The 24,607-nt window shown below is 71.4% G+C and carries 23 protein-coding genes; 10 read left to right on the top strand and 13 right to left on the bottom strand.

The features are described 5' to 3' along the window. Nucleotides 1–163: 163 nt before the first annotated feature. The 5 genes from OG462_RS30560 to ureA form a co-directional block, all read right to left on the bottom strand. A complete protein-coding gene (locus OG462_RS30560) occupies nt 164–1,495 on the bottom strand; it encodes an MFS transporter (protein WP_406062519.1) in 1,332 nt (443 codons plus the stop codon). Between the two features lie 75 nt (nt 1,496–1,570). Then, the gene (locus OG462_RS30555) at nt 1,571–2,215 is read right to left on the bottom strand and encodes a TetR/AcrR family transcriptional regulator (protein ID WP_406066787.1); all 645 of its coding nucleotides are present in this window, start codon (nt 2,213–2,215) and stop codon (nt 1,571–1,573) included. A gap of 39 nt (nt 2,216–2,254) precedes the next feature. Continuing rightward, nucleotides 2,255–3,271: an agmatine/peptidylarginine deiminase gene (locus OG462_RS30550; RefSeq protein ID WP_406062517.1), complete on the bottom strand. Its 1,017-nt coding sequence runs from the start codon at nt 3,269–3,271 to the stop codon at nt 2,255–2,257. Between the two features lie 64 nt (nt 3,272–3,335). After that, entirely contained in the window at nt 3,336–5,018 is a 1,683-nt protein-coding gene (locus OG462_RS30545; protein WP_406062516.1) for an urease subunit alpha, read from the bottom strand. Continuing rightward, on the bottom strand, nt 5,018–5,746 hold the full coding sequence (gene ureA, locus OG462_RS30540; protein WP_406062514.1) for an urease subunit gamma: 729 nt from the start codon (nt 5,744–5,746) through the stop codon (nt 5,018–5,020). Before ureA ends, OG462_RS30545 begins: the two co-directional genes overlap by 1 nt. 137 nt (nt 5,747–5,883) lie before the next feature. Between ureA and OG462_RS30535 the strand changes: the two genes are divergently transcribed. The 4 genes from OG462_RS30535 (at nt 5,884) to OG462_RS30520 (ending at nt 11,501) form a co-directional block, all read left to right on the top strand. Further along, complete coding sequence (locus OG462_RS30535) at nt 5,884–7,305, top strand: cytosine permease (protein ID WP_406062512.1); 1,422 nt, start codon at nt 5,884–5,886, stop codon at nt 7,303–7,305. 284 nt (nt 7,306–7,589) lie between these two features. Beyond that, a complete protein-coding gene (locus tag OG462_RS30530) occupies nt 7,590–9,641 on the top strand; it encodes an MMPL family transporter (RefSeq protein WP_406062510.1) in 2,052 nt (683 codons plus the stop codon). A 64-nt stretch (nt 9,642–9,705) separates the two neighbouring features. After that, nucleotides 9,706–10,848, top strand: coding sequence for a sensor histidine kinase (locus OG462_RS30525; RefSeq protein ID WP_406062508.1), 1,143 nt, complete (start codon nt 9,706–9,708; stop codon nt 10,846–10,848). Next, nucleotides 10,845–11,501, top strand: a complete 657-nt coding sequence (locus tag OG462_RS30520) for a response regulator (protein ID WP_406062506.1) — start codon at nt 10,845–10,847, stop codon at nt 11,499–11,501. The genes OG462_RS30525 and OG462_RS30520 overlap by 4 nt, the downstream gene beginning before the upstream one ends. A gap of 187 nt (nt 11,502–11,688) precedes the next feature. Here the strand turns inward: OG462_RS30520 and OG462_RS30515 are convergent, their stop codons facing one another. From OG462_RS30515 to OG462_RS30505, 3 genes are all read right to left on the bottom strand, one after another. Beyond that, nucleotides 11,689–12,777 carry a branched-chain amino acid aminotransferase gene (locus tag OG462_RS30515; protein WP_406062504.1) on the bottom strand — a complete coding sequence of 363 codons (1,089 nt, stop codon included), beginning with the start codon at nt 12,775–12,777 and terminating at the stop codon, nt 11,689–11,691. A gap of 257 nt (nt 12,778–13,034) precedes the next feature. Then, nucleotides 13,035–14,075: a 3-isopropylmalate dehydrogenase gene (locus OG462_RS30510; protein ID WP_406062502.1), complete on the bottom strand. Its 1,041-nt coding sequence runs from the start codon at nt 14,073–14,075 to the stop codon at nt 13,035–13,037. Nucleotides 14,076–14,155: 80 nt separating this feature from the next. Next, nucleotides 14,156–14,287, bottom strand: a complete 132-nt coding sequence (locus tag OG462_RS30505) for a hypothetical protein (RefSeq protein WP_406062500.1) — start codon at nt 14,285–14,287, stop codon at nt 14,156–14,158. A 307-nt stretch (nt 14,288–14,594) separates the two neighbouring features. Here OG462_RS30505 and OG462_RS30500 point away from each other — a divergent pair, with 307 nt between their 5' ends. Beyond that, nucleotides 14,595–14,936, top strand: coding sequence for a PadR family transcriptional regulator (locus OG462_RS30500; RefSeq protein WP_015036385.1), 342 nt, complete (start codon nt 14,595–14,597; stop codon nt 14,934–14,936). Then, on the top strand, nt 14,933–15,691 hold the full coding sequence (locus tag OG462_RS30495; RefSeq protein ID WP_406062498.1) for a hypothetical protein: 759 nt from the start codon (nt 14,933–14,935) through the stop codon (nt 15,689–15,691). Before OG462_RS30500 ends, OG462_RS30495 begins: the two co-directional genes overlap by 4 nt. 33 nt (nt 15,692–15,724) lie before the next feature. Here OG462_RS30495 and OG462_RS30490 read toward each other — a convergent pair whose 3' ends face one another. Next, complete coding sequence (locus OG462_RS30490; RefSeq protein WP_406062496.1) at nt 15,725–16,261, bottom strand: GNAT family N-acetyltransferase; 537 nt, start codon at nt 16,259–16,261, stop codon at nt 15,725–15,727. 108 nt (nt 16,262–16,369) lie between these two features. Here OG462_RS30490 and OG462_RS30485 point away from each other — a divergent pair, with 108 nt between their 5' ends. Beyond that, nucleotides 16,370–17,266, top strand: a complete 897-nt coding sequence (locus tag OG462_RS30485) for an alpha/beta fold hydrolase (RefSeq protein WP_406062494.1) — start codon at nt 16,370–16,372, stop codon at nt 17,264–17,266. Here the strand turns inward: OG462_RS30485 and OG462_RS30480 are convergent. From OG462_RS30480 to OG462_RS30470, 3 genes are all read right to left on the bottom strand, one after another. Continuing rightward, a complete protein-coding gene (locus tag OG462_RS30480) occupies nt 17,256–17,492 on the bottom strand; it encodes a hypothetical protein (protein WP_406062493.1) in 237 nt (78 codons plus the stop codon). The two genes, OG462_RS30485 and OG462_RS30480, sit on opposite strands and share 11 nt — an antisense overlap. Before the next feature lie 143 nt (nt 17,493–17,635). Further along, the gene (pruA, locus tag OG462_RS30475) at nt 17,636–19,276 is read right to left on the bottom strand and encodes an L-glutamate gamma-semialdehyde dehydrogenase (protein ID WP_406062491.1); all 1,641 of its coding nucleotides are present in this window, start codon (nt 19,274–19,276) and stop codon (nt 17,636–17,638) included. A 32-nt stretch (nt 19,277–19,308) separates the two neighbouring features. Next, nucleotides 19,309–20,235 (bottom strand): proline dehydrogenase family protein, encoded by a 927-nt coding sequence (locus tag OG462_RS30470; protein ID WP_406062490.1) that lies wholly within the window; start codon nt 20,233–20,235, stop codon nt 19,309–19,311. Between the two features lie 183 nt (nt 20,236–20,418). Here OG462_RS30470 and OG462_RS30465 point away from each other — a divergent pair, with 183 nt between their 5' ends. The 3 genes from OG462_RS30465 (at nt 20,419) to OG462_RS30455 (ending at nt 23,917) form a co-directional block, all read left to right on the top strand. Then, the gene (locus tag OG462_RS30465; protein ID WP_406062488.1) at nt 20,419–21,531 is read left to right on the top strand and encodes a PucR family transcriptional regulator; all 1,113 of its coding nucleotides are present in this window, start codon (nt 20,419–20,421) and stop codon (nt 21,529–21,531) included. A gap of 68 nt (nt 21,532–21,599) precedes the next feature. Then, nucleotides 21,600–22,748, top strand: a complete 1,149-nt coding sequence (locus OG462_RS30460; RefSeq protein WP_406062486.1) for a DUF1266 domain-containing protein — start codon at nt 21,600–21,602, stop codon at nt 22,746–22,748. Then, nucleotides 22,745–23,917 (top strand): DUF1266 domain-containing protein, encoded by a 1,173-nt coding sequence (locus OG462_RS30455; RefSeq protein ID WP_406062484.1) that lies wholly within the window; start codon nt 22,745–22,747, stop codon nt 23,915–23,917. Before OG462_RS30460 ends, OG462_RS30455 begins: the two co-directional genes overlap by 4 nt. Nucleotides 23,918–23,988: 71 nt before the next feature. On the opposite strand, the gene OG462_RS30450 is transcribed toward OG462_RS30455, so the two are convergent. Continuing rightward, nucleotides 23,989–24,570 carry a TetR/AcrR family transcriptional regulator gene (locus OG462_RS30450; protein ID WP_406062482.1) on the bottom strand — a complete coding sequence of 194 codons (582 nt, stop codon included), beginning with the start codon at nt 24,568–24,570 and terminating at the stop codon, nt 23,989–23,991. Between the last annotated feature and the right edge of the window lie 37 nt (nt 24,571–24,607).

Below are 24,607 nucleotides of genomic sequence, written 5' to 3'. Positions count from 1 at the left end.
TGCGAGAGGTCTGCGCGCGGGTCTGAGGCACGGTGTCCACTGCCGCGGGGGTCGTGCCGCGAATCAGTGGCCACTGCGGACCGGCGCGCTGCTGCCGATAATCATCGTGGTAGCAAGCACGCCGGAAGTCTGACACAGCTGGAGGGCCGCCGGGACGGCGGTCTCACGATACGGGCAGCTGATCTCGCTTCTGTCCGGGCAGGGAGCCGGAGCCGGACGCGCCGACCCGGCCCAGGTCGATGTCCCTCGTCTCCCTCATCGTGAGGTAGACGACGAGCGAGACGGCCGCGCAGCCCGCCACGTACCAGTAGAAGCCCGACTCGATGCCGGCGTCCTTGAACCAGAGGGCCACGTACTCGGCGGTGCCGCCGAAGAGCGCGTTGGCGATGGCGTACGGCAGGGCGACGCCGAGGGCGCGGATGCCGGTGGGGAAGAGCTCGGCCTTCACGCAGGCGTTGATGGAGGTGTAGCCGGTGATGACGAGCAGCGCGAGGAGGGAGAGCCCGAGGGCCGGCCAGAAGGAGCCCGCGTGCTTCAGCATCGTCAGGATCGGCACGGTGAGGAGGGTGGAGCCGACCGCGAAGGTGATGAGCAGCGGGCGGCGGCCGATGCGGTCGGAGAGGCGGCCGGCCAGCGGCTGGAGGCAGGCGAAGACGATGAGGGCGCAGAAGGAGACCAGGGTCGCGGTCTGCTTGGGCAGGCCCGCGGAGTTGGAGAGGTACTTGGTGAGGTACGTCGTGTACGTGTAGTACGCCACGGTGCCGCCCATGGTGAGCGCGATGACGAGGAAGGCTTCGCGCCGGTGCGCCCACAGGGCCTTGAGGGTGCCCTTCTGGTCGCTCGCGACCCCGTCGTCGGCGGTGGTCGCGTACACCTCCGTCTCCAGCATCGTGCGGCGCAGGTAGAAGACGACGGCCGCGCCGAGGGCGCCGATGACGAACGGGATGCGCCAGCCCCAGCTGTGCAGGGCCTCGGTGGACAGGGTGTGCTGGAGGACGAGCAGCAGGCCGAGGCCGAGGATCTGGCCCGCGGTCATCGACACGTACTGGAAGCTGGAGGCGAAGCCGCGGTGCTCCGGGGCCGAGGCCTCGGTGAGGTAGGTGGCGCTGGCCGCGTACTCGCCGCCGACGGAGAGCCCCTGGATGAGGCGGGCGATCAGGAGGACGGCGGCGCCGCCGTATCCGGCGACGGAGTAGGTGGGCGCGACCGCGATGAGGAGCGCGGAGGCGGACATCAGGGTGACGGTGAGGGTGAGGGCCGCCTTGCGGCCCTTGCGGTCGCCGACCCGGCCGAGCAGCCAGCCGCCGACGGGGCGCATGAAGAAGCCGACGGCGAAGATGCCGGCGGTGTTCATGAGTTTGGCGGTGTCGTTGCCCTCGGGGAAGAACGCCCCCGCGAAGTAGGTGGCGAAACTCGCGTACACGAACCAGTCGAACCACTCGACCATGTTGCCCGCGGACCCGACCCAGATCTTCTTCCAGTGCTCTCGTCCCATGGACCGGAACCGTGCCGGAGGCGACGCCGGGCTCACAAGGGCGCAGCGGACAACGATCCCGTGTACTTACGTGCGTTACGGTCGCGCCAGCAGATCCTGCTCGATGAACTCCCGCACGTGTCCCAGGACTTGCTCCCTTCCGGTGCCCGGTACGCCCACCGCGACGTGCACGCTGAAGCCGTCCAGGAGAGCCCTCGTACGGGTGGCGAAGCGGTCCGGGTCGACGGCCCGGAACTCGCCGCGAGAGACGCCCTCGGCCAGGATCGCGACCAGGTCCCGGTGCCAGGCCCCCTCGATGGCGGCCTGGCGGACACGGGCGTCGGCGTCGGCGTTCTGCGACCGGTTCCAGACCTCCAGCCACAGGATCCAGTGTGGATCGCGCGGCCCGTCGGGCACGTACACGTCCACGTACCCGTCGAGCCGCTCGCGCGCGGTCCCCGGCCGGGACAGCAGCGCGCTCCGCTCGGCGCCGAGGCGCCCCTCGCTCCACTCCAGGGTCTGGAGCAGCAGCTCGTCCTTGGTGCGGAAGTAGTAGAGCAGGTGCCCGCTGCTCATCCCGACCTGCCGCCCGAGCCCTGCCATGGTCAGCCCGTCGAGCCCGCGCTCGGCGATGGTGTCCATGGCGGCGGCGAGCAGCTCCTCACGGGGAGGGGCGGCCTGGTTGCGCCGGCGGGGCGGTGGGGCGGGGTGGGAGGGGTCCACCGGGTGGGAGGGGTCCATACGGGTCACTCGTACGTTCTACCTCATGCCCCGTCCGCCTCAGACCTTCGGCTGCTGCTGGGTGATGCAGTGGATGCCGCCCCCACCTGCGAAGATCGTGCGCGCGTCGACGAGGACGACCTCGCGTTCCGGGAAGAGGCGGCGGAAGATCTCGGCCGCCAGTTCGTCGTGCGGGTCGTCGAAGGCGCAGAGGACGACGCCGTCGTTGCACAGGTAGTGGTTGATGTACGAGTAGTCGACCCAGTCGCCCTCCTCGTCCTTGAGGACGGTGGGCGCGGGGATCTCGACGACCTCCAGGGGGCGGCCCTGGGCGTCGGTCTGGCCGCGCAGGATGCTCACGTACATCCGGGAGCGCTCGTAGTCGGGGTGGGCCGGGTCCTGCTGGCTGTGGACGAGGACCGTGCCGGGGCGGGCGAAGGCAGCGACGATGTCGACGTGGCCCTGGGTGCCGTAGAGGCCGTAGTCGCCGGCGAGGCCGTGGGGGAGCCAGATCGCCTTCGTCGTGCCGAGCTTGGCGTGGATCTCGTGCTCGACCTGCTCGCGGGTCCACCCGGGGTTGCGGCCGGCGCCGAGCTGGACGGTGTCGGTCAGCAGGACCGTGCCCTCGCCGTCGACGTGGATCGCGCCGCCCTCGTTCACGAGGGGGGAGGACAGGACGGGGACGCCCGCCGCGTCGGCGACATGGCGGGCGATCTTGGAGTCATGCTCCCAGCGGGCCCAGTCCTGTCCGCCCCAGCCGTTGAACACCCAGTCCACGGCGGCCAGTTCGGTGCCGTCGGTGACGAAGGTCGGGCCGATGTCCCGCATCCAGGCGTCGTCGAGGTCCCGCTCGACCAGGTCGACATCGGCACCCACGAGGGCGCGGGCGGACTCGGCGTCGCCGGGTGCCACCACCAGCGTGACCGGCTCGAAGCGGCGTACGGCGCGGGCCACGGACGCCCAGGCCGTGCGGGCCTCGGCGAGCTCGTCCGCGTTGGTGAAGGTGGGGTTGGGGCTGGGCCAGGCCATCCAGGTGCGCTCGTGCGGCATCCACTCGGCGGGCATGCGGTAGGTCATCACGGAGTCCTAGGAAGGTTCAGGGAAGGCGGAGGGATCAGGGGGATCAGGGGGATCAGGGGGATCAGAGGAAGTAGAGGCGGTTGAGCGAGACGGAGTCGGCCGCCTCGGAGCGGATCGGCGAGCCGTCGAGCGAGACGAGGCCGGTGCGGCCGTCGACCTGGACGTCTCCGGTACGGGAGTTGAGCCGCAGGTCGGCGGGGCCGATGCCGCGCGTGCCGCGGACGGCGACGCGGCGGCGCCGGGTCGGCATCTTGTCGGCGCCGAGGTCGACGGCCGCCCGGGCGACGAACGCGACCGAGAGGTCGGCGGCCGTGGCGGCGTGCGCGCCGAACAGAGGTCCGAGGACGAGCGGTTCACAGGTGTCGGTGGCGGCGTTCGGATCGCCCACGACCCCCCACGCGGGGAAGCCGGACTTCAGCACCAGCTGCGGCTTGGCTCCGAAGAACTGGGGCTTCCACAGCACGATGTCGGCCAGTTTGCCGACCTCGATCGAGCCGATCTCGTGCGCGAGGCCGTGGGCGATCGCCGGGTTGATGGTGAGCTTGGCCAGGTAGCGCAGCACGCGCGCGTTGTCGTCGTGCGCGCCGTCGCCCTCCATGGGTCCGAGCTCGGCCTTCATCTTCCCGGCCATGGCGAAGGTCCGGCGTACGGTCTCGCCGGCCCTTCCCATCCCCTGCGCGTCGGAGGAGGTGATTCCGATCGCGCCGAGGTCGTGCAGGACGTCCTCCGCGCCCATGGTCCCGGCCCGGATCCGGTCGCGCGCCATGGCGGCGTCACCGGGGAGGTCGGTCTTCAGGTCGTGGACGGAGACGATCATCCCGTAGTGCTCGGCGACGGCGTCGCGGCCGAAGGGGAGCGTGGGGTTGGTGGAGGAGCCGATGACGTTCGGGACGCCCGCCATCTTCAGGACGTTGGGTACGTGGCCGCCGCCGCAGCCCTCGATGTGGAAGGCGTGGATCGTACGGCCGTCCAGGACCCGCAGGGTGTCCTCGACCGAGAGGCACTCGTTCAGGCCGTCGCTGTGCAGGGCGACCTGGACGTCGTACTCCTCCGCCACGCGGAGCGCCGTGTCGAGGGCGCGGGTGTGGGCGCCCATGTCCTCGTGGACCTTGAAGCCGGACGCACCGCCCTCGGCGAGCGCCTCCACGAGCGGAGCCGGGTCCGAGGACGAACCACGGGCCAGGAAGCCGATGTTGACCGGCCAGGCGTCGAAGGCGTTGAACGCGTGACGGAGCGCCCACGGCGAGTTCACGCCGACACCCCACACCGGGCCGAACTCCTGCCCGATGACGGTGGTGACACCGCTCGACAGCGAGGCCTCCATGATCCGGGGCGAGAGCAGGTGGACATGGGTGTCGACGGCCCCGGCGGTGGCGATCATGCCCTCGCCGGAGACGATCGAGGTGCCGGTGCCGACGACGACGTCGACCCCGTCGAGGGTGTCGGGATTGCCGGCCCGGCCGATCGCGTGGATCCGGCCCTCACGGATACCGACGGACACCTTGCGGATGCCCAGGACGGCGTCGATCACCAGGACGTTGCTGATCACGACGTCACAGGTCTCGCGGACGGCCGCCGCCTTCAGATGCAGACCGTCGCGGGCGGTCTTGCCGAAGCCGGCCAGGAACTCGTCCCCCGGCTTCTGGGAGTCGGACTCGACGCGGACGACGAGCCCGGAGTCGCCCAGGACGACACGGTCGCCGGCGCGGGGGCCGTGCACGGATGCGTACTCGTACGGGTCCATCAGTTGCCCTCCTCGTCGGACCGGACGTCATCGGACCGGACGTCTCCGCTCTCGACTCCCAGGTAGCCGCAGGCCGCCGCGCGCCGCAGGGCCTCTTCCCGCGCGCCGGGCGCGTCGAGGGGGCCGTCGACCAGGCCCGCGAAGCCGATGGCGACGCGGGCGCCGCCGATCGGTACGAGCCCGACCTCCGCCTCGCCGCCCGGGTCGAAGCGGAAGGAGGCGCCGGCCGGGATGGCGAGCCGCATGCCGTAGGCGGCGGCGCGGTCGAAGTCGAGGCGCGGGTTGACCTCGAAGAAGTGGAAGTGGGAGGTGACGCTCACGGGGACGGTCGCCGTGTTCCGCACGGGGAGGGTGAGCGTCGGCTCGGACTCCGGGTGCCCGGGGCCGGGCAGCAGCGCGCCCGGCGCCGCTGCGCCGAGGCCGCCGCCACCGATCGGGGCGGAGACGACCGCGAGCCGCGAGCCGTCGTCGAAGACGGCCTCGACATGGACCTCGGTGACCACGTCGGCGACGCCGGGGAGGACGTCGTCGGGGCCGAGGACCGAGCGGGCGGCCTCGATCGCCTCGGCGAGTCGCTTGCCGTCGCGGGCCGCCTCGCAGACCGTGTCCGCGATGAGCGCGGTCGCCTCGGGGACATTGAGCCGCAGACCGCGGGCCCGGCGGGCACGGGCGAGCTCGGCGGCGCCGAAGAGCAGCAGCCGGTCGCGTTCCGTGGGGGTCAGTCGCACGTCCGAAACACCTCCTGTTTGAGCGACACTCTAAATGTTGAGACGCCGCGTTCCAAGCATTGACGCGAGGTACTGGCACAGGTCACATTGAGCGCCACTCTAAATCCGTCCGCCGCTACCGTCCCCCAGGAGGCCCCATGCCGATCGAACAGCGCGGAGTCGACACCGTCCCCGAGGCCGAACGCACCAGCGGCCCCCGGGATCTCGTCGCGATCCTGCTCGGGTCCAACCTCTGTCTGGGGGTGATCGTCTTCGGCTGGCTCCCGGTCTCGTTCGGCCTCGGACTCTGGGCCTCGGTGACCTCCGTCGTCACCGGCACCCTCGTCGGTGTCGCCGTCACCGCCCCGCTGGCGCTCGTGTCGCTCCGTACCGCCACCAACCTCTCCACCTCCTCCGGCGCCTTCTTCGGCGTACGGGGCCGGCTGGTCGGCTCGGTGGTCGGACTGCTGCTCTCCCTCGGGTACACCGCGCTGACCCTCTGGATCGGCGGCGACGTCATGGTGGGCACGCTGGCCCGCCTGGTCGGCCTGCCCACCGGCGGCGCCACGCACGCCGTCGTCTACGCGCTGCTCGCCGCCTGTACGGCGGTCGCCGCGGTGTACGGCTACCGGCTGCTGCTCAAGCTGAGCAAGGCCCTCGCCGTCGGCATGACCCTGCTCCTCGCCCTCGGACTCTTCGCGTACGCGGGGGACTTCACGACGGCCGCGGTGCCGGACACCCCGTACCTGCTCGGCTCGTTCTGGCCGACCTGGCTGCTCTCGGCGGTGGCGGCGGGCCTCAGCGGACCGGTCGCCTTCATCACCCTGCTCGGCGACTACACCCGGTACGTCTCGCCCGAGCGGCACAGCTCCCGCTCCGTGTGGCGGGCCACCTGCCTCGGCCTGATCGTCGGGCTGCTGATCCCCCAGCTCTTCGGTACGTTCACGGCGCTCGCCGCCCGCGGGGCGCTCGACTACGCGGGACCGCTGGTCGCGGCCTCCCCCGCCTGGTACCTGGTCCCGCTGCTGATCGCCGCCACCGCCGGATCCATCGGCAACGCCGGTCTGATGCTGTACTCGATGGGACTCGACCTCGACGCGATCCTGCCGAAGGCCACGCGCGCGCGTGCCACCCTCGTGGTCGCGGCGGTCGCGACGGCCTTCGTCTTCCTCGGCCACTTCGCCTCGGACGCCCAGTCGGCGATGACGTCGTTCGTCCTGCTGCTCACAGCGATCGGCACACCGTGGGCGGTGATCACCCTGATCGGCCATGTGCGCTGCGGAGGGTCGTACGACCCGGAGGCGCTCCAGGTCTACAACCGGCGCTCGCGCGGCGGGATCTACTGGTTCTCGGGGGGCTGGCACCCGCGTGCCACGGCCTCCTGGGCGATCGGTGCGGCGGTCGGCCTCGCCGCGGTGTCGACGCCGCTGTACGAGGGGCCGCTGCTGGCCCTGACGGGCGGGATCGACTGCAGCTTCGTGCTGTCGGCGCTCGTCGGCGGGACGCTGTACGCGGTCCTCACGCCGAACACGGCGTCCGGGACCGTGCCGGCCCCGGAGGCCCTGGCCCAGGCGGAGTAGCGCCGACGGAGCAGCGGTCTCGGGAGCGGCGCCGACCGCGGCCTCCGGAACGGCGCCGGGGGGCCTCCGGAACGACGCCGAGCGGGCGTCCCGTACGTCGGCCTCGTCGTCCACGCGGTACCCGGTCCGCGAGTCCTGCGCCCCTGCCGTACTCCCCCGGGAGTAGTCACGGCCGTGCGCCGCCCCCGGCGGTAGGTCCGCACTCGGCCTTCGGTGCGATGAATCCCTCTCCGAGCGGCGGGACTCTGGGATCGACCCGAAGAGGACCGATGGAGGGAGCCCCGATGGAGGGCCGCAGAAGGACCGTCGGCTGGGGGGTGCTGGCCCTGTGGGTGATCGTGATCGCCCTCGCCGCACCCCTCGCCGGAAAGCTCGGCGACGTACAGCGCGACCGTCCCGTCGACTATCTGCCCGCGAGCGCCGACTCGACCCAGGTCGCGAAGATCACCGAGCAGATGCCCGGCGGAGACTCCACCGACCTCGTGCTCGTCTACCACCGCGAGAGCGGACTGACCGCTGCCGACAAGGCCACCGCCGCCGGGGAGGTGGCGAAGGTCGCGGCCGAGCACCCGCTCACCTCGCCCCCGCGGGCCGTCCCTTCCGAGGACGGCACCACCCTGATGTACGCCGTGTCCAGTACGGAGCCCGGTACGGACGAAGTGGCCAGGGACGACTTCGTCCACGACATCCGCGAGACCGTGAGCGGCGAGGTCGGCGGGCCCGGCGCCCTCGCCACGGACGCGAGTGAGGTCTACAACTCGCTCGACGGTCCGCTCCTCTACACGACCGTCGCCGTCGTGGCGATTCTCCTGATCGTCATTTACCGCAGTCCATTCCTCTGGCTCGTCCCGCTGGTCGTCGCCGGTGTCGCCGACTACCTCTCGATGGCCGTCACCTACGCCCTCCACCAGGGCTTCGACATCAGCGTCTCCGGCCAGAGCACGGGCGTGATGACGATCCTCGTCTTCGGCGCGGGTACCGACTACGCGCTGCTGCTGGTCTCCCGGTACCGCGAGGAACTGCGCCGCGTCCCGCGCCCGTACGACGCCATGGTCGCCGCTCTGCGCGGCTGCGGCCCCGCCGTGCTCGCTTCCTCCGGGACCGTCGCTCTCGGCATGCTCTGCCTGCTCGCCGCCGACATGAACAGCAGCCGGGGCATGGGGCCCACGGCCGCCGTCGGAGTGCTGTGCGCACTCGTCGCGATGCTGACACTGCTGCCCGCGCTGCTCGTGGTCCTCGGCCGGCGGGTGTTCTGGCCCCTGATCCCGGCGTACGGAAGCACGCCCAAGGCCGCGCGCCGTTCCCTCTTCGCGGCGATGGGCTCCTCGGCCGGCCGACGGCCGCTCGCCGTCCTGATCACGGGCGCCGCCGCCCTGGCCGCCCTGGCGCTCGGCTCGCTGAACCTGCCCGGAGCCCTGAAGCAGGAGGACTCCTTCAGCTCCTCCCCCGAGGCGGTCGCCGCGATGAAGACGCTGGCCGCCGCGTACCCGGAGATGGGGACCCAGCCCATCACCGTCGTCGCCCCGGTGGCCGCCTCCTCCCGTGTGCTGGAGACCGCGCGTGCGACCGAGGGAGTCGCGAAGGCCGAGCGTGGCCGCAGCGACGGCGGCTGGACCGAGATCTCCGTCATCGCCGCGCACCCGCCGCAGTCCGCGGCCGAGACCGCGACGATCCGGGAGCTGCGCTCCGCGCTCGGTGACGGTGTGTACGTCGGTGGGCCCAGTGCCGAGCAGTTGGACATGACCGACACCAGCGCCCGTGACCGGAACATCGTCGTCCCGCTCGTCCTCGTCGTCGTGCTGATCGTGCTGGTGGTACTGCTGCGGAGCCTCGTCGCACCGTTGGTCCTGGTCGGCGCGGTCGTCGCCGTCTGGTTCGCGGCACTTGGCATCGGCGGTTTCGTGTTCGAGTCCCTCTTCGGCTTCGAGGGGACCGATCCGGGCCTGGCCCTGCTCTCGTTCGTCTTCCTCGTCGCCCTCGGTGTCGACTACGGCATCTTCCTGATGCACCGGATGCGCGAGGAGTGTCTGAAGGGCATGGAGCCGGGCGCCTCGGCTCTGACCTCGCTGCGGACGACCGGTGGGGTGATCGCCTCGGCGGGGCTCGTGCTCGCCGCCACGTTCGCGGTCCTGGTCAACCTGCCGATGGTGCAGCTGGCGGAGCTCGGGTTCGTGATCGCTGTCGGCGTGCTGCTCGACACCTTCCTGGTGCGCACGTATCTCGTCACCAGCGCGAGTGTGCTGCTCGGCCGGAAGGTGTGGTGGCCGGGTCCGCTGTCCAAGCAGCCCGCGTCAACGGCCGGTTCAGGGTCCGAGCGGGAGCCCGTACGGGTCTGATCAGGGGCGGGTGGGGGGCTCCCCGGACTGTCAGGAGCCCCCGCCCGCAGGGAGGATGAGCACCATGGACTTCGCAGCGGCTTTCACCCGTGACCCACAGGCGGCGCCGTACCCGGTGCGGTGCGACGCGACAGTCGCCGCGGTCTTCGCGGTGCTCGCGGTCGCGCTCGCGCTGGCTGTCGACGACGGGCGCCGGCCGGACCTTCTCGGCTGGGCGCTGCTGCTCGCCGCTCACATCCCGCTGGCCTGGCGGCGCAAGGCGCCGATGCCGGTGCTGATCGCCGTGGTGGCGTGCGTCGCCCCGTACCACGCCCTGGACTACATGCATCTGGCGCCGATACCGGCCTCGATGACCGCGCTGTACACGGTCGCCTCCACCGGCCGTCCGAAGCGCACGGTGATCGTGGGGTTCGCGGTCACGTCCATCACGCTCACGATGCAGCTCTTCGTCAACCCGCACGAGGTGGTGGAGCTGCTGAGGGTTTCCGGCTGGGTGATCGCGATGCTGGTCTTCGGTGCGAGCATCCGGCTCCATCGGCAGTTGGTGGCGGGGGTCGTGGAGCGGGCGGCGCACGAGGCGGAGCGGAAGGTCACCGAGGAGCGGCTACGGATAGCCAGGGACCTGCACGACCTTCTCGCGCATTCGATCACGCTCATCGGCGTGCAGACCTCGGTCGCCGCGCACGTGCTCGTCGCCGATCCGGACCGGCTGGATCGGGAGACGCTCGCTCGGGCGCTCGACCAGATAGCCGAGACCTGCAGGGAGGCCCGCGGCGAGGTACGCACGACCCTGGACGTGCTGCGGGCCGCTCCGGAGGGCCCGCTGCCGGATCTGGCCTCGCTGCCCGATCTTGTGCGGTCCTCGGGGGCGGACCTGGCGGTGCGGACGGGTGAGGCGAGGGTCCCGGCGGCGGTGGGCGCGGCGGCGTACCGGATCGTGCAGGAGTCGCTGACCAACGCTGTGCGGCACGGGGGTCCGGACGTCGATGTGCGGGTCGATGTCGGGGTGGTGGAAGAGGCGTTGACGGTGCGGGTGACCAACGGCGGTGTCGCCTCCGGCGGCACGGGTGATCGCGGGTACGGGATCCTCGGGATGCGGGAGCGGGCCAGGAGCGTGGGCGGCACGCTGAGCGCGGGTCCGCGGGACGGCGGGGGGTTCGAGGTCACGGCGGTGCTGCCGTTCACGGCGAGGGAGGTGGCGGTGTGATCCGGGTGCTGCTGGCGGATGACCAGACTCTTGTCAGGGCGTCGTTCGCGATGCTCGTCGGTTCGGCGCCGGACATGGAGGTCGTGGGCCAGGCGGCCAACGGCAAGGAGGCGGTGGAGCTGGCCCGTTCGGCGCGGGCGGACGTGGTGGTCATGGATGTACGGATGCCGGAGCTCGACGGGATCGGCGCGACACGGCTCATCGCCGCCGACGAGGATCTGGCGGGGGTGAAGGTGCTGGTCCTGACGACGTACGACACGGACGAGCACGTGGTGGAGGCGCTGCGGGCGGGTGCCTCCGGCTTCGTGGTCAAGGACATCCGCCCGGCCGAACTCCTGACCGCGATCCGTACCGTGGCGGCTGGGGAGGCCTTGTTGTCGCCGGGCCCGACGTCCCGGCTGATCGCCCGGGTGCTGACGCTCCCACGGGCGCCGGTGGCGGGCGGCCCGGAAGGGTTGTCCGATCGTGAACGTCAGGTTCTGTCGCTGGCGGCCCGGGGCCTGAACAACACGGAGATCGCGGAATCCCTGGGGCTCTCGCCCCTCACGGCGAAGACCCATGTCAGCCGGATCATGGGGAAGCTGTCGGCACGGGACCGGGCCCAACTGGTCATCATCGCGTACGAGTCGGGTCTGGTGGCCCCGGGCGGATAAGGGTCTGCCGGAGCGGCCCGCCCAGGCCGGCGCACGGGCGTCTCACGCCGCCGCGTACGACCGGCTGCGTACGACCGCCTGCGTTCGACCGGCGGGAACGACCGGCTTCGTTCGACCGGTGGGAACGACCCGTGGGGGGAACGACCGGTGGGAACGGCCGCAGCCGTTCCCACTCGGCCATCCGTCCCTAGCCCAGCTCGTGCATCCAGCCGTGCGTGTCCTCGGCCCTGCCGGTCTGGACGGCGAGCAGCGCGTCGCGCAGCTTCATCGTGACCTCGCCGGGCTCGCCGCCCGACTGCTGCCACTCGCCCCGCTCGGACTTGACCGTGCCGACCGGGGTGATCACGGCGGCGGTGCCGCAGGCGAAGACCTCGGTCAGGGTGCCGTTCGCGCTGTCGGCCTGCCACTGGTCGATGGAGACACGGCCCTCCTCGGCCTCCAGGCCGAGGTCCGCCGCCAGCTTGAGCAGCGAGTCACGGGTGATGCCGGCGAGCAGCGAACCGGTGAGGGTGGGGGTGACGAGCTTGTTCCCGTACACGAAGTACAGGTTCATGCCGCCGAGCTCCTCGACCCACTTGTGCTCCACGGCGTCGAGGTAGGCGACCTGGTCGCAGCCCTTCTCGGCGGCCTCGGCCTGCGCGAGCAGGGAGGCCGCGTAGTTGCCACCGGTCTTGGCGTCGCCGACACCGCCGGGGACGGCGCGGACGCGGTTCTCCGAGAGCCAGATGGAGACGGGCTTCACACCGCCGGGGAAGTACGGGCCGGCCGGGGAGGCGATGACGACGAAGAGGTACTCGTTGGCCGGGCGGACCCCGAGACCGACCTCGGTCGCGATCATGAAGGGGCGCAGGTAGAGCGAGGCCTCGCCGCCGTGCTCCGGGACCCACGCCTTGTCGTGCTGGACGAGCACGTCGCAGGCCTCGACGAAGGTCTCGACGGGCAGCTCGGGCATGGCGAGCCGGCGGGCGGAGGCCTGGAAGCGGCGCGCGTTGGCGTCGGGGCGGAAGCTGGCGACCGAGCCGTCGGGGCGGCGGTAGGCCTTCAGGCCCTCGAAGATCTCCTGCGCGTAGTGCAGGACGTTCGTGGCCGGGTCGAGGGCGAGCGGGCCGTACGGCACGAGTTGGGCGTCGTGCCAGCCGCGGCCCTCGGTCCACCGGATGGTGACCATGTGGTCGGTGAAGTGGCGGCCGAATCCCGGGTTGGTCAGGATCGCCTCGCGCTCCGCGGCGGACAGCGGGCTGGAGGAGGGCTTGAGCTCGATCGTGGGCGTCGTCATGAGTGCGTGTCCTTCACCGGTTGTGTGGGTAGGACCGCGCGCGCACGCCGCTCTCGGAGACTGCTGTCCCTGACGAGGTGGACGTCCGAGCATGCCCGCATGCCACGGCCCCACGTCCGATTATCGCTCGCGGGGACCGGTGCGGGAAACAGGTGAACGCGGTCCTGGGTTCGATGGGGCGCACCCGGGGCCGCGCATGGGACAGCCGCCGGGCGCTGTGCGACCCGGCGGCTGCTGTCAGATGTCAGTCGGCCGGGTCAGCCCGCTACTCGCGCGGCGAGCGCGTCGCCGATCTCGTCCGTCGTACGGACGCTGTCGCCGCGCTCGGTGAGGTCGGCGGCGACGGCCTCCTCGACCCGGGCGGCCTCGGTCTCGTAGCCGAGGTGGCGCAGCAGGAGCGCGACGGAGAGAACGGTGGCGGTGGGGTCGGCCTTGGCCTGGCCCGCGATGTCCGGCGCGGAGCCGTGGACCGGCTCGAACATGGACGGGAACTCGCCGCTCGGGTTGATGTTGCCCGAGGCGGCGACACCGATGCCGCCGGAGACGGCCGCCGCGAGGTCGGTGATGATGTCGCCGAAGAGGTTGTCGGTGACGATCACGTCGAAGCGGGCCGGGTCGGTGACGAGGAAGATCGTCGCGGCGTCGACGTGCAGGTAGTCGGTGGTGACCTCGGGGAACTCGGACGCGACCTTGGTGAAGATGTTCGTCCACAGGTGGCCGGCGAAGGTCAGCACGTTGTTCTTGTGGACCAGCGTGAGCTTCTTGCGCGGGCGGGCCTGGGCGCGGGCGAAGGCGTCCCGGACGACACGCTCGACACCGAAGGCGGTGTTGACCGAGACCTCGGTGGCGACCTCGTGCGGGGTGCCCTTGCGGATGGTGCCGCCGTTGCCGGTGTACGGGCCCTCGGTGCCCTCGCGGACCACGACGAAGTCGATCTCGGGCTGCCCGGCGAGCGGGGTGGCGACGCCGGGGAGCAGCTTCGAGGGACGCAGGTTCACGTGGTGGTCGAAGGCGAAGCGGAGCTTCAGGAGGAAGCCGCGCTCCAGGACGCCGGAGGGCACCGACGGGTCGCCGATGGCGCCGAGCAGGATGGCGTCGTGCTTCTTGAGGGATGCGAGGTCGGCGTCGGTGAGGGTCTCACCGGTGGCGTGGTAGCGCTTGGCGCCGAAGTCGTACTCCTCGGTCTCCAGCTTCACGTCCTGGGGAAGGACGGCCGCGAGGATCTTGAGGCCCTGGGCCACGACCTCCTGGCCGATGCCGTCGCCGGGAATGACTGCGAGATTGATGCTGTGAGACATGTCGGCACCCTACTCTTCGTCCCATCGTCTGACACGTCACGTCCATCATGTGGACGAAGCGCCATCCGGGTGAAGGTGTGTCAGTGGCCGGTGGAGCCGCCGTTGTCACGGCGGTCGAGGGCGCGCTGGAGGGCGGCGGCGGCGTTCTGCCGGGCCTCGTCGCTGGGACGGTTGACGGAGTGGCGGACGCGGGGGGCGGTCTGAGTGGCCATGAGGATCGACTCCTTGAGATCAGTGGTGATCCGAAGTGCGGAGATCAGTGGTGATCGAAGGTGCCGGCAGGGGCGGGGAGCGCCGCCGCAGGGGTTGCCTGCACAGGGCGTCGCGCTCTCGACCGCCATTCGCTGATGAAGCGAGACGTTCGGCTTCTACAAAGCTAGGGCAGCTCTCCGCATCTGTCTCCACAGTTACTCGGACTTCCTACTATCTGAGACGGCTCGGAACCGCGTGTCACCCCGCGACACCTTCGGCTCTCCTATCTAGTTTGCATTCCTACCTAGCTGGTGCTCCAATACACCCATGGCCGCAGACCGCAGATCCAGCTGGCTCAAGGGAGTCCTCGACCTGCTCGTCCTCTCCCGACTGACCGACGGCGAGAGCTACGGGTACGAGATCGCCAAGGCACTCGCCGAGGCGGGACTCGGCGAGATCAAGGGCGGGACGCTCTATCCCGTACTGAACCGCCTGGAGGAAGCCGGTCTGGTGGAGGCCGAGTTCCGCGCCGCCGAGCGCGGCCCCGGACGCCGCTACTACCGGCTCACCGAACGGGGGCGCGAGCACCTCGCCACCGAGAGCCGCGACTGGCTGCGATTCCACCGCGCCGTCGAGACCACGCTCCACCCAGGGGGAAGCACGACATGACCACGGAATCCGACCGCTACTTCGCCGAGCTCACCGACACACTGCGCGCCGCGGGCGTGCCGGACGAGCAGATCGCCGCCACCGTCGAGGACCTGCGCGGACACCTCGCCGAGACCGGGACGGGCCCGGAGGAGGAGTTCGGGCCGGCCGCCGCCTTCGCCGGCCGGCTCGGCGGGCTCGCCCCGCTGCCCGGCGAGCCGGACGAGCAGGCGGAGAACTGGACCTGGACGGCGGACTTCTTCAACGACCGCCGGATGCTGGCCGTCCACGGCGAGCAGGGCTGGGAGGTCGAGTCGCTCGACGCGATCGGCCGGTTCGTCTGCCGCCGGGCGCCGGGCGCGGCACTGCGCTGGGAGTACCGCCGCGAGGTCATCAAGGGCGGGCGCCGCACGAAGGTCCTGGGCGAACTGGAGCCCGAGGGCTGGGAGCTGTGCGGCGAGTGGCTGGTGTACGGCTACTTCAAGCGCCCGAAGGCGGCGAGCGCGGGCCCCGAGGGCGGTCTGGAGACCCTGCCCGCTCGTCCGCGCGGCTGGCTCTTCCTCAGCGGCCGGGGCAAGGCCGCCCTGGTGATCTGGGGGCTCGCGGTCGTGCTCTGTCTCGCGGCGGCCCTGTCCGGCCTCGGGCTTCCGGGGTACGTGATCGCGCTGCTCTCCCTCGGCTACGCGATCGGCATGACGTACACGGCGAAGCTGGAGATGGACAAGGGGTACGTCTACGCGGACCGCAAGGCCGCGCGGAACGACGAGAGCGCCTGACTCGGCGAGCTCCGGCTCGCTCCCGACGCTCCCTCACATCACATCCCCGTCACGCCAGTCGAAGACGAGGGCCGCGGCCGGATCGGGCAGTGCCCGGCCGGCCGCCGGGCGCAGAAGGACATACCCCTCCTCCTCCGCGAGGTGGACGATCCCTTCGGGCCCCATCGCCTCCAGGCGCCCCCGCCAGACCTGCCAGCCGCGGGCCCGGTAGAGCGCGGCCCCGTCGTCCGTGGCGCCGAGCGCCCCGAAGACGTACGCCCCGTCGATGACCCGCTCCAGCTCGGCCATCACGGCCCCGCCGAGCCCCCGGCGCCTGAGGTCGGCGCGGACGGCGACGCCTTCGACGTAACCGACGCGGTGCGAGCGGCCCCGGTGGAGGGCGCGACGCATGACGACGGCGCCATGGGCGGTGATGCCCCGCTCGTCCTCGGTCCAGGCATGGATGCCGCCGAGGGTGTGGTCCCAGTCGTCGTCGGAGAAGTCCCCGTCGAAGGCGGTGTCGAGCAAGTCGCGTACGGAGTGGAGCCGGGCGGCCCCGAGTTCATGGGTGGGCGCGATCCTCACGGTCATGCGCCCAGACTCCCACACCCCATCTAACCCCTATCGAGGCATTGACAGGTTAGTCATCGCCTGATTGAGTCATCTCATAACCAGTGACACGCACTTAAGGGGTTAGAGATGACGACGACGACCGTGCTGCCGACCCACCACCGCACCGTCAAGGTCCGCGACCACGAGATCGCCTACCGCGAGGCGGGCCCGGTCGACGCCCCCGTACTCCTGCTCCTGCACGGCTTCCCCACCAGCTCGCACATGTTCCGCGACCTGATCCCGCAGCTCGCCGACCGCTACCGGCTGATCGCTCCGGACCACCTGGGCTTCGGCCGCAGCGCCGCCCCCTCGGCCGCCGACTTCGACTACACCTTCGCCGAACTGGCCGCACTCACCGCCGAGTTCACCGAGGCCCTGGGCCTGGACCGGTTCGCGCTCTACATCCAGGACTACGGCTCCCCCATCGGCCTCCGTCTCGCCCTCGCCCACCCGGAGCGGATCACCGCGATCATCAGCCAGAACGGCAACGCGTACGAGGAGGGCCTCGGCGCCGAGGCCTGGGCGCCGGTCCTCGCCCTGATCGAGGAGCGCACCCCCGAGACCGAGGAGCCGGTCCGCGGCATCCGCTCCCTGGACGGCATCCGCTGGCAGTACGAGACGGGCGTCCCGGCCGAGTACCGCGACCTCCTCAGCCCCGACGCCTGGCACCACGACGCCACGCTCATGGCCCGCGAGGGGCAGGACGACATCCAGCTCGGCCTGATCGCCGACTACGGCTCCAACTTCGACCTCTACCCGGCGTTCCAGGAGTACTTCCGCACCAGCCGGGTCCCGCTCCTCGCGGTCTGGGGCGAAGGCGACCAGGTCTTCGTCCCGGCGGGCGCCGAGGCCTTCCGCCGCGACCTCCCGGACGCCGAGATCCACCTGCTCCCCACGGGCCACTTCGCCCTGGAGACCCACGCGCCGGCGATCGCCGAGCTGATCGGCGACTTCCTCGCGCGGCACGTCCTCCTCAGGCCGTAGCCTTCTGAAGGTCGCGGGCGACTCGCTCCAGCCAGGCGGTGAACTCCTCCCGGGGGTGGTCCTCGCCTCCGCTCAGGGCCGCGGCCTGCGCGTCCGTGATCCGGTCGGGTCCCGGCACGGTCAGCAGCCGGTGCAGCTCCTTCATCAGGGACATCATCCGCAGCGCGTCGAGGTGCTCGATCGCGTCGACCCCGTGCCCTGGGCCGAGTGTCGTCGAACCGGGCATGTCGTGCCTCCTCACCGAGCCCCCTCCCAGCAGCGTAAGCCCCCCGCATGAGAACCGCCCCCGTCCTCAGTTGGGGGACCGAGGAGGGGGGCGGTGATCAGGGGCCGCTCGCGCGGCGGGCCTCCGTGTCGGAGGCGGGGGCGTCAGCCCATGTGGGGGTAGCCGTACTCGGTCGGCGGGACCAGCGTCTCCTTGATGGCGCGGGTCAGCGTCCAGCGCATCAGGTTCTGCGGGGCGCCGGCCTTGTCGTTCGTACCCGAGGCACGACCGCCGCCGAAGGGCTGCTGGCCGACGACGGCGCCGGTCGACTTGTCGTTGATGTAGAAGTTGCCCGCGGCGAAGCGGAGCTTCTCCATCGTGTACGCGGCCGCAGCACGGTCACCGGAGATGACCGCGCCGGTGAGGGCGTAGTCCGAGACCGACTCCATCTGGGTCAGCATCGCGTCGTACGCGTCGGCAGCGCTGTCGTCGTATACGTGGATCGCGAGGATCGGACCGAAGTACTCGGCCTTGAAGACCTCGTTCTCCGGGTCGGTGCAGGCGATGACGGTCGGGCGGACGAAGTAGCCCACCGAGTCGTCGTACGTGCCACCGGCGATGATCGTGCACGTCGGGTCGGCCGCGGCGCGGTCGATCGCGGCCTTGTTCTTGGCGAACGAGCGCTCGTCGATGACGGCACCGATGAAGTTCGACAGGTCGGTGACGTCACCCATGGTGATGCCGTCGACCTCGGCCGCGAACTCCTCCTTGAAGCCGTCGTTCCAGATGGAGGCCGGGACGTAGGCACGCGAGGACGCGGAGCACTTCTGGCCCTGGAACTCGAAGGAGCCACGGGTCAGCGCGGTCTTCAGGATGCCGCGGTCGGCGCTGGGGTGCGCGACGACGAAGTCCTTGCCGCCGGTCTCGCCGACGATCCGCGGGTACGAGCGGTACTTCTCGATGTTGGTGCCGACCGTCTTCCACAGGTGCTGGAAGGTCTTGGTCGAACCGGTGAAGTGGATACCGGCCAGGTCGGGGTGGTTCAGGGCCACCTCGGAGACGGCGATGCCGTCTCCGGTCACCAGGTTGATGACGCCCTTCGGCAGGCCGGCCTCCTCCAGGAGCTCCATGAGGAGCACGGCGGAGTGGGTCTGCGTCGGGGACGGCTTCCAGACCACCACGTTGCCCATGAGGGCGGGGGCGGTGGGCAGGTTGCCCGCGATGGCCGTGAAGTTGAACGGCGTGATCGCGTAGACGAAGCCCTCGAGCGGGCGGTGGTCCAGACGGTTCCACACACCCGGGGAGTTCGCCGGCGGCTGCTCGGCCAGGATCTGGCGGGCGTACGCCACGTTGAAGCGCCAGAAGTCGACGAGCTCGCACGGGGTGTCGATCTCGGCCTGCTGGGCGGTCTTCGACTGGCCGAGCATCGTGGACGCGGCCAGCGTCTCGCGCCACGGGCCGGCGAGCAGCTCGGCGGCGCGCAGGATGATCGCGGCACGGTCGTCGAAGGCCATCGCGCGCCAGGCCGGGGCCGCGGCCAGGGCCGCGTCGACGGCGTCCTGGGCGTCCTGCGTGGTGGCGCCGCGGAAGGTACCGATGACGGCCTTGTGGTTGTGCGGCTGGACGACCTTGAACTCCTCGCCGCCGCCGAGGCGCTTCACGCCGCCGATGGTCATCGGCAGCTCGCGCGGGTTCTCGGACAGCTCCTTGAGCTTGGTCTCGAGGCGGGCGCGCTCGGGGGAGCCGGGGGCGTAGCTGTGCACCGGCTCGTTGACCGGAGCGGGGACCTGGGTGACAGCGTCCATGGGTCGCTTAACTCCTTCTGAGGGGTGTGGGCTCAGCCGTTGGTGAGGATGGAGCGGACGAAGAAGAGGAGGTTGGCCGGCTTCTCCGCCAGACGGCGCATGAAGTAGCCGTACCAGTCGGTGCCGTAGGCGGTGTACACGCGCATGCGGTGTCCCTCCGCGGCGAGCCGGTGCTGCTCCTCGCTCCGGATGCCGTACAGCATCTGGAACTCGTACTCGTCCAGCTTGCGCCCGGCGCGGCGCGCCAGCTCCTGGCCGATGGAGATGAGGCGCGGGTCGTGGGAGCCGATCATCGGGTAGCCCTCGCCGTCCATGAGGATCTTCATGATCCGGACGTAGGCCTTGTCGATCTCGGGCTTGTCCTGGATGGCGACGGACTCGGGCTCCTTGTAGGCGCCCTTCACGATCCGGACGCGGGAGCCGTTCGCGGCGAGGCGTCGGGCGTCGTCCTCGGTGCGGAAGAGGTAGGCCTGGATGACACAGCCGGTCTGCGGGTGGTCCTTCCGCAGCTCCTCGTGGATCGCGAACATCGAGTCGAGGGTGGTGTGGTCCTCGGCGTCGAGGGTGACCGTGGTGCCGATCTCGGCGGCGGCCGCGACGACCGGACGGACGTTCGCGAGGGCCAGCTCGTGGCCGTTCTCCAGGGACTGGCCGAACATCGAGAGCTTGACGGACATCTCGGCGCGCTCGCCGAGGCCCAGCTCCTTGAGGCGCCCGATGAGCTCCAGGTAGGCGTCGCGGGCGGCGTACGACTGCTCGACGGTGGTGATGTCCTCACCGACGACGTCGAGGGTGACCTCCAGGCCGCGGTCGCTCAGCTCCTGGACGATCGGGACGACGTCGTCGACCGACTCGCCGGCGATGAAGCGGGCGACGACCTGCTTGGTCCCGGGGGCGGCCGACACGAAGCGGCGCATCTTGTCGCTGCGCGACGCGGCGAGGATCACGGGACCCAGCACGGGGACCTCCAGAAGGACAGGGTGACGAAGGGTGCTGTACCCGATCTTTCGTAAGAAACCGGGAACAGCACGAAGAACCACCGTGAAACCTATGGATCGCTCCGATCGTCCGCCATCTACAGCTGTCACGCATCCGTGCCCGGCATCTCATACATATGTCTGAAAGGGTGCGAGAATGGCGCTGTGAAGGGCGATTACCAAGAACTGGTGGACGAGATCTCCGCGCTGCTCGGCGCGCCGGCGACGCTGGAGAACCGCGATTTCGGTCTGATCGCCTTCGGCGCCCACGACAGCGACGACGACACCGCGATGGACCCCGTCCGGACGCGGTCGATCCTGACCCGGAAGTCGACCCCGGCGGTCCGCGCCTGGTTCGAGGGCTTCGGCATCACCCGGGCGACGGGCCCGGTCCGCATCCCGGCCGCTCCGGACGCCGGGGTGTTCCGGGACCGCCTCTGCCTGCCCGTACGCCATCGGGGCGTCGTCCTCGGGTACGTCTGGCTGCTGGACGCCGAGCCCGGCCCCACGCCCGCCCAGCTCACGGCCGCGATGGAGGTCGCCACCCGGATCGGCGACCTCCTCGCCGACGAGGAGCGCGCGGACGCCGACCTCTCGCGCGAGTTCGCCGCGGCCCTGACCGCCGGGCGCGGCTGGCAGAGCGACATGGCCGTCGCGGCGCTCCGGGTGGCCCTGGGGCCCAGCGCGGACGGTCTGCACACCCTCGTCTGCGTCACCCCCTGGCAGGGAGAGGCCCCCTCCATCCGGTCGGTCCCCGGCGCGGCGGCGGTCACCACACTCCCCGAGGGCGACTCCCTCGCCGTCCTCGTACGGCTGCGCACGGCCGAGGACCTCTCCCCCGCCCGCACGGCGGCCGACCGGCTGCGCGCCGCCGCCCCGGCCGGCATCGCGAACCCCCGCCGGGGCCTCACGGAACTCCCGGCGGCCTGGCGCGAGGCCAACACGGCGGCTCGCGCCGCCACGGCACAGCCGACGCTCGGCCCGGTCGCGGAGTGGGCCGGGATCGGCCCGTACCGTCTGCTCGCGGCGCTCTACCACCCCGAGATCGACCCCGTCGTCGCACCACTGATCGCCCCCGCCCACGCCGAACTGGCCCGCACCGCGGAAGTGTTCCTCGACAACGCGGGCCAGGCGGGCCGCACGGCGGCGGCCCTGGGCATCCACCGCCAGACCCTCTACTACCGGCTGTCCCGGGTCGAGCAGCTCACGGGTCTGGACCTGGACGACGGCGAGGACCGCCTCCTGCTCCACATGTCCCTGAAGTCGGCCCGGCTCTGAACGTCTGCCGCCGACGGGCCGGGCAGGCTGAACACCCGCCCCTCCGGGCCGGTTTATAGGATCTGACCATGACCACGGGGAGTTGGGCGCCGCCGACGTACACCGAGCGGCTGCTGTACGAGGCAGGGGCGCGCGGGGACGGGGCGGCCGTCCTGGACGCCCTCGGGCAGACACGCCTCTACGTGCTCCTCGCGCGGCTGCACGCCGACGCGCCGGGTTACGTCCTGCCCCTCCCCTCCCAGCGCGACAAGGCCGCCCGGCGCACCGTCGTACCGGTGCTGACCGAGGGCATGCTGCCGCCGTGGCACCCGGACTGGGTCTTCAAGCAGACCACCCTCGCCAAGCTCGCCGCGGCCTGGCCGAACGACCGATGGTGGCTCGCGGTCAACCCGGGCACCCCGTTCGAGGCCGCCCTGCCGGCCCGCGCCGCAGACCGGCGGGCCTGGCAGGAGGCGGGTACGCGGGGCGGCGGACCGGCGCGGCTCCGGCTGCTCACCCATGCCGGCGGGCACCTGCACGGGCCGGTCGCGCACGCCCTCGCCCTCGGCGCGCACCTCGCCGTACTCAACGGCCTGGTGTGGAACGGGCTCGGCGCCCAGTACGAGGACTACCCCACCGACGTCTCCCGGCTGCACCGGCCCTGGGCCGTCCACCACCGGGCGGACTTCCGGGACAAGCTGCGGATCCTGATCGCCACCCGGCTCGTCGGCCGGGTCCCCGAGTCCGTCCTGGGAATGCGGCGCCGTCTCACCGCACGCCTCGGCCACCCGCCGACCGACGAGCAGTGGGCCTCGATGGTCACCGTGACCTTCGAACGGGACGACCCCTACGGCGAGGACCGGGCCGAGGCCGCGGAGTTCCTGCGCCGGATCACGCACTACGAGGGACGGTTCCGCGCCGACGGCCTCCTTCCGCCCGATGGCCGGGTCGACACCCTCGCCGCCTTCGACCACGGCCGCGCCGTGAACGTCGTACGGCTCGCGCTCGGCGCCCGGTACTGCGATCCGCGGGAGGCGGAGGAGTCCGTGCTGAGGGTCCTCGAAGCCGCCCGGCGGACGTACGGCTCCTGGGAGGAGTTCTCACTCGGCTATCTGCTCGCCCGGCTGATCCACTTCGACGAGGGCAACGCCGAGCCGATGTACCAGGAGTCCGTGACCATCCACCGGACCCTCACCCAGGACCCTTCGAGCCCCTACCGGAACATCCCGTGGTCATGAGCCCCCGCAGCCGTCCCGCCTCCCCCGCCACCCCGTGGATCCCGCCGTCCGAGACCGAACAGCTGCTGCAGGAGGCGACTCTGCGCGGCGACTTCGCCGGCCAGCTCCGCGTCCTCGCCGGGGCCGAGCTGTTCGTCGGCGCCCCCAAGGCCGAGGTGGACGAGCGACCGGACATGGTCTTCTGGCGCCCCCAGCAGCTGCCGAAGGGGCTCGTCGCCCGGCCGGTCCTCACCCGGGGGATGCTGCCGCCCTGGCATCCGGAGTGGGTCTTCCACCGGATCACCCTGAGGTGGGCCGCCGAGTTCCACTGGAACGACCATCGGCTGCTCCTCGCGGTCAACGCCGGCACACCCGGGCAGGTCCTCCTGCCCACCACGCCCGAGCACCGCGCCTGGTGGCTGCGCGCGTACACCGAGAACGAGCGGGGGACGAACGACCGGTTCGTCGCCCTGCGCCACGGGCCCCTGCACGGCCCCCTCGCCTTCGGCCTCGCCTGCGGCGGCCATCTGGCGTTCCGCAACGGGGCCCCGTGGAACGACGTCGGTTCGGTCTACGCGGGCTACACCGAGGAACTGGAGACGCTCCGCGAATCCTGGGGCGTCACCGACCGGGAGGGATGGCGCAAGCAGCTGGACGCGCTCCTGGACGGGAGAAACAGTCCGCCCGAGCCGGACTTCGCCCTCAAGGTCCGCGAGGAGCTGCGGATCGGACGCGGTGCGGTGCCGTCGCCCGACGAGTGGCGCGAGACGGCCGCGGGCCACGCCCAGGACCTGGGCGCGAGCCCGGCGTCGGTGCGGCACGTCGAGGAGCTGGTGCGCCGCATCGTGCGCTACGAGGCCCGGTTCCGGGCCGACGGACTCCTCGCGCCGGACGGGCGGGTGCGCCGGACGGTCGCGTACGACTACGGCCGGGCGGTGAACCTGGCCCGCTGGGGCCTGTCGGCCCGTTTCTGCGCGCCTGCGGAGGCCGAACAGGCGATCGTCCACGCGGGGGCGCTGGCCCGGTCGGCCTACGGGTCGTGGCAGGACTACTCGTCGGGGTACGCGCTGGGGCGGGTACTGCGCTTCGACGGGGAGGAGTACGGCCCGTTCCACGAGCAGAACGTGGCCGCCCACCGCGTCCTGACGGAACACGAGGGCAGCCCCTGGCGGAACGTCCCCTGGCGCTGAGCCCCGGCCCGACACGGTCCCCCGGCCCTCCGCCGTGACGGTTCCAGGGCGGAACGGGGGGTGACGGCAGGTCAGTCCCGCTCCCCCATCAGGACCTTGAGCCCCTCCGTGAGGTCGTCCGCCGTCGGCGCCGTGTCCGGGTCGACCATCCACTGGATCATCACGCCGGTGGCGAGTGCCTGGCAAAGCAGTCCGGCCACCCTGGCCTTCTCCGGGTCCGCCTCGGGGTCGATGCCGAGGAAGCCCTCGGCCATCCCGAGCCGGCCCTCCCGCTGCGGCTCCTTGATGGCGTCGCGCAGCTTCTCGTCGTCGTCGAGCCGGGTGACGACCTCGGTCTGGAGCTTCCAGACGGGCCGGCTGGCCTCGGCCGCGGCGATGACCTGCTCCCAGACGGCGTGGAAGCGCCGGTACGGGTCGGCCGGCAGCTCCCGCTTCACCTCGTCGGTGCCCGCGGGGCCGACCCGCTCGCCCCACTCCTCGGTGACGGCCAGGAAGGCCTGCTGGAGCAGGGCGTCCTTGGAGCCGTAGTGGTAGCCGATGGAGGCGAGGTTGGTGCCCGACGCGGCGACGATGTCGCGGGCCGTGGTGCGCCCGTACCCCTTCTCCAGGAGGCAGCGCTTGGCACCTTCGAGCAGGTCTTCCTTATGTCCCATGACAGCACTGTACCCGGTCGCTAGACGCTTGTGTAAG

Origin of the sequence: Streptomyces sp. NBC_01077 (assembly GCF_045162855.1) — a bacterium.
In the GTDB taxonomy this organism is placed as follows: Bacteria; Actinomycetota; Actinomycetes; order Streptomycetales; family Streptomycetaceae; genus Streptomyces.
The sequence above is the reverse complement of the archived record's forward strand: the minus strand, read 5'-3'. Positions and strand labels throughout refer to the sequence as shown.

Bases quoted from the DNA above. Each gene is read 5' to 3' on its own strand.
- OG462_RS30560 (WP_406062519.1), bottom strand. From the start codon at position 1,495: ATGGGACGAGAGCACTGGAAGAAGATCTGGGTCGGGTCCGCGGGCAAC.
- OG462_RS30555 (WP_406066787.1), bottom strand. From the start codon at position 2,215: ATGGACCCCTCCCACCCGGTGGACCCCTCCCACCCCGCCCCACCGCCC.
- OG462_RS30550 (WP_406062517.1), bottom strand. From the start codon at position 3,271: ATGACCTACCGCATGCCCGCCGAGTGGATGCCGCACGAGCGCACCTGG.
- OG462_RS30545 (WP_406062516.1), bottom strand. From the start codon at position 5,018: ATGGACCCGTACGAGTACGCATCCGTGCACGGCCCCCGCGCCGGCGAC.
- OG462_RS30535 (WP_406062512.1), top strand. From the start codon at position 5,884: ATGCCGATCGAACAGCGCGGAGTCGACACCGTCCCCGAGGCCGAACGC.
- OG462_RS30530 (WP_406062510.1), top strand. From the start codon at position 7,590: ATGGAGGGCCGCAGAAGGACCGTCGGCTGGGGGGTGCTGGCCCTGTGG.
- OG462_RS30525 (WP_406062508.1), top strand. From the start codon at position 9,706: ATGGACTTCGCAGCGGCTTTCACCCGTGACCCACAGGCGGCGCCGTAC.
- OG462_RS30515 (WP_406062504.1), bottom strand. From the start codon at position 12,777: ATGACGACGCCCACGATCGAGCTCAAGCCCTCCTCCAGCCCGCTGTCC.
- OG462_RS30510 (WP_406062502.1), bottom strand. From the start codon at position 14,075: ATGTCTCACAGCATCAATCTCGCAGTCATTCCCGGCGACGGCATCGGC.
- OG462_RS30505 (WP_406062500.1), bottom strand. From the start codon at position 14,287: ATGGCCACTCAGACCGCCCCCCGCGTCCGCCACTCCGTCAACCGTCCC.
- OG462_RS30500 (WP_015036385.1), top strand. From the start codon at position 14,595: ATGGCCGCAGACCGCAGATCCAGCTGGCTCAAGGGAGTCCTCGACCTG.
- OG462_RS30495 (WP_406062498.1), top strand. From the start codon at position 14,933: ATGACCACGGAATCCGACCGCTACTTCGCCGAGCTCACCGACACACTG.
- OG462_RS30490 (WP_406062496.1), bottom strand. From the start codon at position 16,261: ATGACCGTGAGGATCGCGCCCACCCATGAACTCGGGGCCGCCCGGCTC.
- OG462_RS30485 (WP_406062494.1), top strand. From the start codon at position 16,370: ATGACGACGACGACCGTGCTGCCGACCCACCACCGCACCGTCAAGGTC.
- OG462_RS30480 (WP_406062493.1), bottom strand. From the start codon at position 17,492: ATGCCCGGTTCGACGACACTCGGCCCAGGGCACGGGGTCGACGCGATC.
- pruA (WP_406062491.1), bottom strand. From the start codon at position 19,276: ATGGACGCTGTCACCCAGGTCCCCGCTCCGGTCAACGAGCCGGTGCAC.
- OG462_RS30460 (WP_406062486.1), top strand. From the start codon at position 21,600: ATGACCACGGGGAGTTGGGCGCCGCCGACGTACACCGAGCGGCTGCTG.
- OG462_RS30455 (WP_406062484.1), top strand. From the start codon at position 22,745: ATGAGCCCCCGCAGCCGTCCCGCCTCCCCCGCCACCCCGTGGATCCCG.
- OG462_RS30450 (WP_406062482.1), bottom strand. From the start codon at position 24,570: ATGGGACATAAGGAAGACCTGCTCGAAGGTGCCAAGCGCTGCCTCCTG.